Raw genomic sequence first — 11,955 nt, 5'->3', positions numbered from 1 at the left:
CTGCCCCGCCCTCAGCTGCGCCGGGTGGTGCGGCGCGAGGCGATCAGGCAGATCACGGCGAAGATGGCGGTCCATGCCACTACGTTTAGCACGACTGTCCAGAGCGGGTCACTCGACAGGGCGCCCTCCTCCATGCTGACGATGGTGCCCTCCAGCTGGGGCCACCGGGTCAGGGCCGCGATGCCGTAGATCGGCGTGAACTTCGCGATGTCCAGCAGGGTCCCGGACAGCGGCATGAACAGGTTGCCGAAGAACGCGAGCACCACGAGGATGCCGGAGGCCGCGGACACGGCTGCCTCCGAGCGGAAGAGCAGGGCGGCGCCCAGCCCGTACAGGGCGAACGGCACGGCGCCCAGCAGGGCCAGGGCCCCGGACGCCGGCCACATCCAGGCCTCGTCGAACCGCGCCCCGGTCAGGGCGCCGACGGTGAAGACCACGATGATCGGCATGACGGCGATGCCCAGGGCCACCAGCACCTTCCCGACCATGTAGCCGGACCCGGTCAGCCCCGTCAGCCCGAGCTGCCGGCCCCAGCCCTGCTGGCGTTCCAGCGCGGCTGAGCCGGCGATGACGCTGGTGGCCATGGTGGCGCCGTAGACGGTCATGGCGGTCATGTTGTAGGCGGAGACGTTGCCGTTGCCGGCGGGGGAGTCGCCGAAGGACGACAGGGCCCCGAACATCACGTAGAGCACGGTGGGCAGCACCACGATGAAGAACGTGGACTCGATCATCCGCACGTTGCGCAGGAACTCCCAGCCGGCGAAGCCCGTGATGATGCGCAGGGTGGATCGCCTCCGGTGGCTCGAGTGGCCCGTGGTGCTGGCGGGGACGGTGGTTGGGGTGGTCATGTCAGTTCTCCTTGCGCGAGCTGCGCGAATCATGGCGTGGATCGGCGGTGCCGGCCGCAGGAGCCGGCGGGCCGTCCGCGGTGAGGTCGAGGAAGACCTCGTCCAGGGAGGCGGCGGTGATGGTCAGGTCGTGGGCGAGTTCGCCCGCGAGCAGGAGATGGGCCAGCCGGTCCGTGTCCCGGGCGGTGAACCGCACCCGGCCGTTCTGGTGGGTGACGGCGTCGGACAGGCCCAGCTTCGCGGCCGCCTCCTCGGGGGTGCCGGGGCCGTCCCAGAGGGCGGACACCGTGCGGTGGCCGGTGTCGGTGACCTCGTCCACGGGGCCGTCCACCACGATCCGGCCGGCGCGCATCAGCACGATCCGGTCGGCGAAGTCTGAGGCCTCCTGGAGGAAGTGGGTGGCGAACACCACCGTGCGGCCGCGTTCGGCCTCGAGTTGCATGGTCTCCCAGAACTCCTTGCGGGCCCGCACGTCCATGCCGGCCGTGGGCTCGTCCAGCAGCAGCAGGTCCGGCTCCGTGAGCAGGGCCAGGGCGAAGCGCAGGCGTTGCTGTTCACCGCCGGAGCACTTGCGCACCCTGCGGGAGGCGATGGCGGTGGCCCCGGCGCGCTCCAGGACCGTGGCCACGGGCAGGTGGCGGGCGTGGCAGGCGGCCACCATGGAGACCGTCTCGCGGACGGTGAGGTCGTGCAGCAGCCCGCCGGTCTGCAGCACCGCCCCGACGCGACCCTCCAGGACCGCCTGCCGCGGCGTCCTGCCGAGGACGGACAGGGAACCGGAGGTGGGGTGGGCGAACCCGAGCACCAGGTCCAGGAATGTGGTCTTGCCGGCGCCGTTGGGGCCGAGCAGGGCCACGATCTCCCCGCGGCGGATCTCGAGGTCCACGCCGTTGACGGCATGCACGGCGGCGGCGCCGCCACCGAACTGCTGGTGGACCTGCGAGGCCCGCAGGGCGGAGGGCGCAGGGCCTGGGTTGTCGGTGGTGGCGCCCGGGGACGCGGTGGCGGTGGGGGCTGTCGAGTTCATGACTCCAGTCTGTTCCGGCGCGGCTCCCGGCGGATCTGCCGGGCGTCACCTGGTGCGCATGACATCCGTCATGGATGCGCACCGCCCGGTGCCGGCCAGCCGATGTGCCGATCGACGTGGGAGACGTACCGTGGCGCCATGGAACTGCGCATCGAACCGGGAGACATCACGCGATCCACCGCCGACGCGGTCGTCAACGCCGCCAACTCCACCCTGCTCGGCGGCGGGGGTGTGGACGGGGCGATCCACCGACGGGGCGGGCCCGAGATCCTCGCCGCCTGCCGCCTGCTGCGGGAGGAGGAGCTGCCGGACGGGCTGCCGGCGGGCCAGGCCGTCGCCACCACCGCCGGCCGGCTGCCGGCACGGTGGGTCATCCACACCGTGGGACCCACCTATGCGAAGACCATCGACAAGTCCCAGACGCTGGCGTCCTGCTACCGGGAGTCGCTACGGGTGGCGGTGCGGATCGGCGCGGCCAGCGTGGCCTTCCCGGCGATCTCCGCCGGTGTCTACGGATGGCCGATGGACGACGCGGCGCGCATCGCGGTGCAGACCTGCCGTGCCATGGCCGCGGAGGTCGGTCCCGACGCCGGCCCGGTCGCCTCGGTCGTCTTCGTCCCGTTCTCGGAGGCGGCCGAACAGGCCTTCCGCGAGGCCCTCGACGGATAGCGGCCGTCTAGGATGCGGGCATGGACCCGTTGAGCCTGTCTGCCCGCGATCTCGCCGCCGCCCTGCGCCACCGCCGGATCTCCGCCCGCGAGGTCCTTGAAGCCCACATCGCGCGGATCGACGCGGTGAACCCCGCCGTCAACGCCGTGGTCACCCAGGTTCGCGAGCAGGCCAGGGCCCAGGCGCTCGCCGCCGACGAGCTCGCCGCCGCCACCGCCCCGGAGGAGCTGCCGGTGCTGCACGGGATCCCCATGACCCACAAGGACACCCACGCCACGGCCGGCATCCGCACCACCTCCGGCTCCCCGCTCTTCGCGGACCTCGTGCCCCGTCAGTCCGACGCGGTGATCGAGCGGTTCCAGCGTGCCGGCGTGATCTCCACCGGCAAGAACAACGTCCCGGAGTTCGCCGCCGGCTCCCACACCTACAACGAGGTCTTCGGCACGACCCTCAACCCCTATGACCTCACCCGCAGCGCCGGCGGCTCCTCGGGAGGTGCGGGCGTCACCCTCGCCACGCGCATCCAGCCGCTGGCCGACGGCTCGGACATGGGCGGCTCGCTGCGCAACCCGGCGGCATTCAACAACGTCGTCGGATTCCGCGCCACCCCCGGGGTCGTCCCCAACGCGCCGGCCCGGGATCCGCGGGCCTGGCTGGGCCAGAAGGGCGCCATGGCCCGGTCGGTCGAGGACGTGATCCTCGCGCTGTCCGTCATCGCCGGCCCGGACGCCCGCTCGCCTGCCTGGTGCCCGACGCCGGCCGGGGCCTTCGCGGACCTCCTCACCGAGGCGGTGGGCCGGGGCACTCCGGACCGGCCGCTGGCCGGGGTGCGGGTCGCGGTGACGACCGACTTCGGACTGGACGTGCCCGTGGAAGACGAGGTGGCCGGCGTCGTGCTCCGGCAGGCCGAGGTGCTGGCCGGGCTTGGGGCCAGCGTGGTCCAGGGGTGCCCCCGGCTGCGCGAGGCCGACCGGGTGTTCGATGCCACGCGGGCCTTCGACATGGCGCTGGCCCTGCGGGACGTGGTGGCGTCTCACCCGGGGCAGGTGAAGGACGAGGTGCTCTGGAACGTGGAGCGCGGGCTGGCCCTGACATCGGTGGACCTGATGGAGGTGGCCGTGGCCCGGGGCCGGCTGGACCGGGAGATCGGGCGGTTCTTCGGGGCGGGGCCTGCGGAGGGGAGCGGAGACCGCGGCGTCGATGTGCTGCTGGCGCCGACCACCCAGCTGGTGCCGTTCCCCGCCGAGTGGACGTGGCCGCGCGAGGTGGCGGGAACGCCGATGCAGACGTACATCGAGTGGATGCGCTCGGTGACCCTGATCTCCGCCACCGGCTGCCCGGCGATCTCGGTGCCGGGCGGGTTCACCGCGGCGGGGCTGCCCGTGGGGCTGCAGCTCGTCGGGGCACCGGGCCGGGACGTGGACCTGCTGCGGGTGGCCCGCGCCTACGACGAGGCGACGCGCCACGCGGACCGCGCCCCGGCGATCTGACGCCGGCGGCACCAACGCTTTGAGGGCAATCCCACCGCCGCCCAGCGCTTTGAGGGCAATCCCACCGGTGGGATTGCCCTCAAAGTCGGGGTGTTCTGAACATCGGGGATGCTCTGAACCTCGGGGATGCTCAGGCGCGCAGGATGTTCTCCCCGTTGGCGAACAGCTGCGGGGCGCCCACGGCCTCGGCCTCGGTGTCCTCACCGGCCGGCGAGTACAGCTGGATCACGGTGGCCGATGACTGCTCGGCGTTGTCGAAGGCCTCCAGCACGAAGGCGTCGTGGGGCTGGCCCTCGACCTCGAGCCGGGCGTCGAACACGGAGACGGCCATCTCGGGGCGCGGCTCCAGCTGGGCGATCTGGGCGCGCATCTGGTCCTCGTCTGCGCCGGGCAGCTTCCACATGCCCTTCTGCTCCTCGTCGATGTAGCCGAGGAGGAAGGGCACCACGGCGTCGCCGTCCTCGGTGGCGAACTCCAGGGCCTGCTCGATGGCGAGGAAGACCAGCGGGGAGATGCGCTCGGACGGCGGCTGGGGCTGGCCCTCGGGCAACGGGGTGCCGGCGGCTACGAGATTCGGATCCGTCTCTTGATCGGTTCCGGGGACTGCGGCCGGGTCGGTGGATGGGTCGATGGGCTGTTCTGGTTGGTCACTCACGTCCACGACGCTATCGGGGCACCGGTAGCATGGACAACCGTGGCTCTTACTATCGGAATCGTCGGCCTGCCCAATGTGGGCAAGTCCACCCTCTTCAACGCTCTCACCCGCCAGACTGTGCTCGCAGCGAACTACCCGTTCGCCACGATCGAGCCGAACGTCGGGGTGGTGAACCTGCCGGACCCTCGGCTCGATCAGCTCGCGGGCATCTTCGGGTCCCAGAAGATCCTGCCGGCGACCGTCTCGTTCGTGGACATCGCCGGAATCGTCAAGGGAGCCTCCGAGGGGGAGGGGCTCGGCAACCAGTTCCTGGCGAACATCCGCGAGTCCCACGCCATCGCCCAGGTGGTGCGGGCCTTCGACGACCCGGACGTGGTCCACGTGGACGGGGCGGTCAACCCGGCCTCGGACATGGAGACCATCAATACCGAGCTGATCCTCGCGGACCTGCAGACCCTCGAGAAGGTGATCCCGCGCGTCGAGAAGGAAGTCAAGGGCAAGAAGCGCGAGGCCGCCGAGCTCGCGGCCCTGCAGGGCGCCCAGACCGTGCTTGAACGCGGCGACACCGTCTTCTCCGCGATCGAGTCGGAGGGCCTCGACATGGAGCGGCTGCGCGAGGTCAGCCTGCTGACCGCCAAGCCCTTCATCTACGTCTTCAACGCCGACGACGGCGTGCTGGGTGACGCTGCCCGGCAGCAGGAGCTGCGTGACCTGGTGGCCCCCGCCGACGCCGTCTTCCTGGACGCCAAGCTCGAGTCCGACCTCGTGGAACTGGACGAGGAGGAGGCCCGGGAGATGCTGGAGATGAACGGCCAGGACGAGTCCGGGCTGGACCAGCTGGCCCGCACCGGCTTCCACACCCTGGGACTGCAGACCTACCTGACCGCGGGGCCCAAGGAGGCCCGGGCCTGGACCATCAACAAGGGCGACACCGCCCCGAAGGCCGCCGGCGTGATCCACACGGACTTCGAGCGCGGTTTCATCAAGGCCGAGATCGTGTCCTTCGACGACCTCGTGGCGGCCGGTTCCATGGCCGATGCCAAGGCCGCCGGCAAGGTCCGCATGGAGGGCAAGGAGTACGTGATGCAGGACGGCGACGTGGTCGAGTTCCGTACAGGCCTTACGTCTGGAAGTAAGAAGTAGCGGCAACTAGCGGCCAGACCCAAGATGGGTATCTAGCGAAAGGTAGTTTGTGAAATGGGTGGAAACTTCAACTACTTGAAGGGGCCGTTCCCTTCGCTTGCGACGCTAGGTAATCTCGCTGAGGCATACCGCCAGTCGGACCCCAACTCTTCTCTCATGAAGCTAGGCTTGATCGGCGAATCAATCGTGTCGATGATGTTCAAGTTCGACAATGTGAAGGAACCTGAAGACAACAGAGCCATTGCTCGTATTGACGCGCTCCAGCGCGAGGGGTTACTTCCCAAGGGCGTCGTAGAGGTTCTCCATCTTCTGCGTAAAGCACGCAACAAGGCCGCTCACGATGGGTGGGGTGACGAGGCAACTGCAAGACAGTTTCTTCCCGTAGTGCATTCGCTTACGGGTTGGTTCGCCACGACGTACGGACCTGTGAGCCTCACCGTTCCCGAGTACGTGCTTCCTGCCACCGGTACTCGTGCGCCCGACCCCCACGCGTTGGAGCAGGACGAGGCCGCGCAGATCGCTGCCGATGAAGAGAAAGCACAAGCGGCACCTGCAGTCACCAAGACTGTGCGCCGCGAACGCAGCGAAAAAGCAGCAAACCAACGCCCCCGCTCCGAGGCAGAAACGCGTCTACTAATCGATGAACAACTGCGACAAGTCGGCTGGGAAGCTGACACTGAGGCGCTGCGGCATTCAAGGGGTACGCGACCACAAGTTGGCAGGAACATTGCAATCGCCGAATGGCCAACAGATTCAGCTCTCGCGAATGGTGGCACCCGTGGTTTCGCTGACTATGCACTTTTCGTTGGCAAGCAGCTCGTGGCCGTCGTCGAGGCAAAGGCGACTCACCAGGACGTTCCCTCGGTCTTGGATTACCAAGCGAAGGACTACGCCCAGACCATCAAAGCCGAACACCACGATCTCACTCTTGGGAGATGGGGTGACTACAGTGTGCCTTTTATTTTCGCCACCAACGGCCGCCCTTACCTCGAGCAGTATCGAACAAAGTCAGGCGTATGGTTTCGAGATGTCCGCAGCACCGATAATGCGCCGCGTGCGTTGCACGGCTGGTACAGCCCCACAGGCTTGATGGAGGTTTTTGAGGCTGACAATGGTGCAGCGGACAACGCGTTGGCGAACCTTGGCGATGATCTACTCATCAACCCGAATGGGCTCAATCTTCGCGGCTACCAAATTGATGCAATTCATGCTGCGGAGAAGGCTATCACTGGCGGGAAGACGCATGCGTTGCTCGCGATGGCGACCGGCACTGGCAAGACTCGCACTGTGCTGGGAATGATCTATCGCTTCCTGAAGACTGACAGGTTCCGCAGGATCTTGTTCCTTGTGGATCGTACAAGCTTGGGTGACCAGGCCGAAGACACTTTCAAAGACGTCAAGCTTGAGGAGCTCATGACGCTCGATGAGTTGTACTCGATCCAGGGCCTCGAAGAAGTTGGCATCGACCCTGAACTACGAGTACAGGTGTCTACCGTGCAGGGAATGGTCAAACGGGTCTTCTACACAGATGGAGAAACGAAACCTGCGGTGTCGGACTTTGATCTCATCATTGTCGATGAAGCCCATCGAGGCTACCTGCTCGATAAGGACATGACTGAGGACGAAGCGCTGTATCGAGACCAGTTTGATTATCAGTCCGCTTACCGCAGCGTGATCGACTACTTCGACGCCTCGAAGATCGCATTGACAGCCACCCCAGCACTGCACACCACACAGATCTTCGGCCAGCCCGTGTACACGTACACCTACCGCGAAGCCGTCATTGATGGCTGGCTTGTAGACCACGATGCGCCGCACCGGCTCACCACAAAGCTCTCAAGCGACGGGATCAAGTTCGACAAAGGCGAAACGTTGCCGATCTACGATCCTGAAACCGGTGAGATAACGAACAGTGCTGAGCTTGAAGACGAAGTCACCTTCAAGGTTGACCAGTTCAACCGGACAGTGATCACTGAAGACTTTAACCGTGCAGTACTCCAAGAAATTGCACAGGATCTCGATCCAACCTCACCAGAGGTCTATGGCAAGACGCTTATTTACGCCGTCGACGACGCTCACGCTGACATGATCGTCGATCTCCTGAAGGACATTTATGCCGATTCCGGAGTCGATACCGATGCGATCATGAAAATCACAGGCAGTGTGGCTGGTGGAAATAAGAAGAAGATCAAGGAAGCGATCAAACGGTTCAAGAACGAACGCTTCCCGTCAATTGCCGTCACCGTTGACCTTCTCACCACCGGCATCGACGTTCCCGAACTCACCGCACTAGTCTTCCTGAGAAGGGTTCGCTCGCGCATCCTGTTCGAGCAGATGCTCGGTCGCGCGACCAGGCTCTGCCCCGAGATCGGCAAAGAGAAGTTTGACATTTATGACCCGGTAGGAGTCTACGATGCTCTCGATCAGGTCAACACCATGAAGCCGTTGGCAGCGAACCCCAACACGTCTTTCGCTGACCTCATCGAAGGCATCGACTTCGCGTCTGAAAACTCCGAAAGCGATGGCGAATCGCTGGCATCTGTCGTCACTCAGATCATTGCAAAACTGCAGCGTCGCACCCAGCGAGTTAAAGGGCAGGCGGCAGAACACGCGAGTGATCTCGCGGGTGGCAAGGCCTTGAAAGAAGTTGCGGAGACCCTGCGCAACATGAGCCCTGAGGATGCTTCCGAATGGGTGAAATCGCACTCCGAGTTGTTCGCCTACCTCGATGACAACTCGTTCGGTGGCGCAAAACGCCTCGTGATCTCTGACAGGGCAGATGAACTCCTTACCCACACGCGCGACTACGGAGACGCCAAACACCCTGAAGATTACCTTGAAGAGTTCACTCAGTATCTGCGGAATAACCAGAACGAGATCGCAGCGCTCACGATAATCTGCACTAAGCCATCCGATCTCACCCGCGAGCAACTCAAATCGCTCAAGCTCACGCTCGATCGAGAGGGGTTCACCTCGCAGAAGCTTTCCAGTGCCGTATCGGAAATGAACAACACTGAGATCACTGCTGACATCATCTCTCTCGTACGTAGATACGCCATCGGCTCGCCTCTACATACTCATGACCAGCGCATCGATTTTGCCCTGTCGAAAATTCAGATTGAGTACCAACCCAGCAAGATCGAACAGACCTGGCTCGGTCGCATCCGGGACTACCTCACCAACGAAGAACTCATCACCCGTGACACCTTCGACGAAGACGTGCGGTTCCGAAGCCAGGGCGGATTCGCGCGCATTGACAAAGCATTCCGAGGGCGGCTCGAAGCCGTCGTCGAAGACATCAACACCTACATGTATGAGGAAGTATCAGCCTAGTGAACAACCAAGACATCGTCGCCAAACTATGGAGACTCTCCGATGTACTCCGCGACGACGGCATCACCTACCACCAGTACGTCACCGAACTGACGTACATCCTGTTCCTCAAAATGACCAAGGAAACTGGCACCGAGGATCAGATACCCGCCGAATACCGATGGGACACGCTGCGTACCAAGTCAGGTATTGAGCTGAAGCGCTACTACCGAGACCTCCTGCAGCATCTCGGTGAAGATGCCACTGGGCGCGTGCAAGAGATCTACGCGGGCGCGTCTACCAACATCGATGAACCCGCCAACCTGAAGAAGATCATCTCTTCCATCGACGCTCTCGACTGGTATTCAGCGCGGGAAGAAGGCCTCGGCAACCTCTATGAAGGGCTACTCGAGAAGAACGCGAACGAGAAGAAATCTGGTGCTGGCCAGTACTTCACACCACGTGTACTCATCGACGTAATGGTCAGGCTCATGGATCCTCAGCCAGGCGAGAAATGCAATGACCCTGCCTGCGGCACCTTCGGATTCATGATCGCCGCGAACCAACACGTACGCGAAGCAACCGACGACTTCTTCACCCTCGACCAAGACCAAGCAGAGTTTGAAGTCAAACAAGCCTTCACCGGCGTCGAGCTCGTACACGACACCCACCGCCTCGCACTCATGAACGCCATGCTGCACGGTATCGAAGCACCAATTACTCTCGGTGACACGCTCTCACCGCTTGGCAAGAACGTGCGCGGCTTCGATCTAGTGCTCACCAACCCACCGTTCGGCACGAAAAAGGGCGGAGAGCGCGCAAGCCGTGACGATCTCACCTTCCCGACATCAAACAAGCAGCTCAACTTCTTGCAACACATCTACCGCAGCCTCAACCCCGGTGGTCGCGCAGCGGTAGTACTTCCTGACAACGTACTCTTCGCCGACGGCGACGGCAGACGGATCCGCGAAGACCTCATGGACAAGTGCAACCTGCACACCATCCTGCGCCTACCCACCGGCATCTTCTACGCCCAAGGCGTCAAAACAAACGTTCTCTTCTTCGAGCGCGGCAAAACCGATAAAGGCAACACCAGCGGGGTCTGGTTCTACGACCTGCGCACCAGCATGCCGTCATTCGGCAAACGCACCCCACTCACAACCGGACACTTCACCGATTTCGAAGCTGCATACGCCGCGACCGACCGCACCGCCATCGCCGACGAACGGTGGAGCCACCTCACGCGCGAAGAGATCGCCGACAAAGACGACTCACTCGACCGAGGGCTGATCCGTGCCAGCGACAACAGCAACGACCTAGCAGACATAGACCCCGGCCAGATGACCGCCGCAGCAGCAGACCTACTCGATGAGGCAGTCGACCTGCTCCGCACCCTCTCTGCAGAACTCGGTACCAACGTCAACGAGGCCGAGTGACCATGGCAAAGAAACGCACAACCCCGATAATCACCGACTTCGACCAAATCCCCGCAGACGCCCTCGCACCCGAAGACGAACAACCCTATGAAATCCCAGGACACTGGAAATGGGTGCGGCTTGGGGCGGCAGTTCAAACAAGCAGAGATAAGACAGAAATCTTCGACGGTTCCGAGAAGTACGTTGGCTTAGAACACCTTGAAAAAGGCGGAGGGCTTATCGGGTTTGGTGCTGCCTCCACTTTGAAAAGCGCAAAGTCGATCTTCAAACCTGGCCAGTTACTGTATGGAAAGTTGCGACCCTACCTCGACAAGCACGTGATTGTTGACTTTGACGGTGTTTGTTCCACCGACATCCTGGTTTATGAGGAGTCGCCCCTTGTCGAGATGAGGTGGTTCGAAACATGGGTTTCATCGGATCTTTTCATCGAGCAGGCAAACGCAGGCACCAAAGGCATCAATCTTCCTAGAGTGTCGGATAAGTACTTGGCCGCTACACCGTTCCCACTGCCGCCGATTGATGAGCAGAAAGCAGTCGTCGAGAAACTACAATCCACGAACCAAAAGATCGACGACGTACTCGATCGCCTCGACCAATTCCTCGACCAAGTACCCCAGCGGCGCGCTTCCATCATCCAAGCTGGAGTCTCCGGCATGCTGACTGAAGATTGGCGTGCCGAGAACGGTCAAAGTCGTGAAGACTGGGTGGAGTCAACGCTGGGTGGCACTTTCCGATGGGCATCCGGAGGTACCCCGGCGCGGAGCAATAAGGCATACTTTCAGGGGCACATCCCTTGGATCAAGTCAGGCGAACTGCCTGATGGTTTGATCGACGGAGTCGCTGAGTACATCACGGAAGATGCGATTTCAAGCAGCAGCGCCAAGGTATTTCCGAAAGATAGTGTGGCGATTGCAATGTACGGAGCGACTATCGGGAGAACTGGAATCTTGGCTTTCGATGCGGCGACAAATCAAGCTGTCGCAGTTGCAGCGAAGAACGAAGAAGTCGACTCGCGGTTTCTCTTTTATTTCCTGCAGTCATCGCGTGAGAGATTTATGAGCCTGGGTAAGGGTGGAGCGCAGCCGAACATTTCACAGACGGTAATCAAGTCGTTTCCATTTGAGTACCCTGTCGGGGATGAGCAAGGTGAGATTGTAGCGGTAATAGAGGCTGCACTGAGCGGAATTGAAACTGCGTACAAGATTACGTTGGACGTGCGGGAGAAAGTTCAGGCCGCCAAACGAGCAGTTAGAAACCGCGCACTTCGTGGCATTGTCTAGCCTGACTCGTGCCACTGTGAGCTGATTTGAGGGCTCATGGCCTTGGATCGTTGATTTTCCGGGGGTTCGGTCGGTTGGATCGGACACTAAGCGGG

9 protein-coding genes are annotated in these 11,955 nt (G+C 63.0%); 6 read left to right on the top strand and 3 right to left on the bottom strand.

All coding sequences use genetic code 11. The features are described from left to right. Window positions 1–11: 11 nt before the first annotated feature. Window positions 12–848: an ABC transporter permease gene (locus AB0K08_RS10980; protein WP_363354331.1), complete on the bottom strand. Its 837-nt coding sequence runs from the start codon at window positions 846–848 to the stop codon at window positions 12–14. A gap of 1 nt (window position 849) precedes the next feature. Next, window positions 850–1,875 (bottom strand): ABC transporter ATP-binding protein, encoded by a 1,026-nt coding sequence (locus AB0K08_RS10975; protein WP_363354329.1) that lies wholly within the window; start codon window positions 1,873–1,875, stop codon window positions 850–852. Between the two features lie 138 nt (window positions 1,876–2,013). On the opposite strand from AB0K08_RS10975, the gene AB0K08_RS10970 reads away from it, so the two are divergent. Together AB0K08_RS10970 and AB0K08_RS10965 are read left to right on the top strand one after the other, a co-directional pair. After that, window positions 2,014–2,544, top strand: a complete 531-nt coding sequence (locus AB0K08_RS10970; protein ID WP_363354327.1) for an O-acetyl-ADP-ribose deacetylase — start codon at window positions 2,014–2,016, stop codon at window positions 2,542–2,544. 20 nt (window positions 2,545–2,564) lie between these two features. Next, on the top strand, window positions 2,565–4,034 hold the full coding sequence (locus AB0K08_RS10965; RefSeq protein WP_363354325.1) for an amidase family protein: 1,470 nt from the start codon (window positions 2,565–2,567) through the stop codon (window positions 4,032–4,034). Between the two features lie 130 nt (window positions 4,035–4,164). Here the strand turns inward: AB0K08_RS10965 and AB0K08_RS10960 are convergent, their stop codons facing one another. Continuing rightward, on the bottom strand, window positions 4,165–4,689 hold the full coding sequence (locus AB0K08_RS10960) for a hypothetical protein (RefSeq protein ID WP_363354323.1): 525 nt from the start codon (window positions 4,687–4,689) through the stop codon (window positions 4,165–4,167). 39 nt (window positions 4,690–4,728) lie between these two features. On the opposite strand from AB0K08_RS10960, the gene ychF reads away from it, so the two are divergent. The 4 genes from ychF to AB0K08_RS10940 are packed head-to-tail and all read left to right on the top strand — an operon-like array spanning window position 4,729 to window position 11,860. After that, window positions 4,729–5,832 (top strand): redox-regulated ATPase YchF, encoded by a 1,104-nt coding sequence (gene ychF / locus AB0K08_RS10955; protein ID WP_363354321.1) that lies wholly within the window; start codon window positions 4,729–4,731, stop codon window positions 5,830–5,832. Between the two features lie 54 nt (window positions 5,833–5,886). Beyond that, window positions 5,887–9,165, top strand: coding sequence for a type I restriction-modification system endonuclease (hsdR, locus tag AB0K08_RS10950; RefSeq protein ID WP_363354319.1), 3,279 nt, complete (start codon window positions 5,887–5,889; stop codon window positions 9,163–9,165). After that, window positions 9,165–10,580 carry an N-6 DNA methylase gene (locus AB0K08_RS10945; protein ID WP_363354317.1) on the top strand — a complete coding sequence of 472 codons (1,416 nt, stop codon included), beginning with the start codon at window positions 9,165–9,167 and terminating at the stop codon, window positions 10,578–10,580. The genes hsdR and AB0K08_RS10945 overlap by 1 nt, the downstream gene beginning before the upstream one ends. Window positions 10,581–10,582: 2 nt before the next feature. Further along, a complete protein-coding gene (locus AB0K08_RS10940; protein ID WP_363354315.1) occupies window positions 10,583–11,860 on the top strand; it encodes a restriction endonuclease subunit S in 1,278 nt (425 codons plus the stop codon). Window positions 11,861–11,955 lie beyond the last annotated feature (95 nt).

Origin of the sequence: Citricoccus sp. NPDC055426, assembly GCF_040677445.1 — a bacterium.
In the GTDB taxonomy this organism is placed as follows: domain Bacteria; phylum Actinomycetota; class Actinomycetes; order Actinomycetales; family Micrococcaceae; genus Citricoccus.
Note: the sequence above shows the minus strand (reverse complement) of the source record. Positions and strands in the feature narration are given on the sequence as shown.

Coding starts and splice junctions, on each gene's coding strand:
- AB0K08_RS10980 (WP_363354331.1), bottom strand. CDS start 848: ATGACCACCCCAACCACCGTCCCCGCCAGCACCACGGGCCACTCGAGC.
- AB0K08_RS10975 (WP_363354329.1), bottom strand. CDS start 1,875: ATGAACTCGACAGCCCCCACCGCCACCGCGTCCCCGGGCGCCACCACC.
- AB0K08_RS10970 (WP_363354327.1), top strand. CDS start 2,014: ATGGAACTGCGCATCGAACCGGGAGACATCACGCGATCCACCGCCGAC.
- AB0K08_RS10965 (WP_363354325.1), top strand. CDS start 2,565: ATGGACCCGTTGAGCCTGTCTGCCCGCGATCTCGCCGCCGCCCTGCGC.
- hsdR (WP_363354319.1), top strand. CDS start 5,887: ATGGGTGGAAACTTCAACTACTTGAAGGGGCCGTTCCCTTCGCTTGCG.
- AB0K08_RS10940 (WP_363354315.1), top strand. CDS start 10,583: ATGGCAAAGAAACGCACAACCCCGATAATCACCGACTTCGACCAAATC.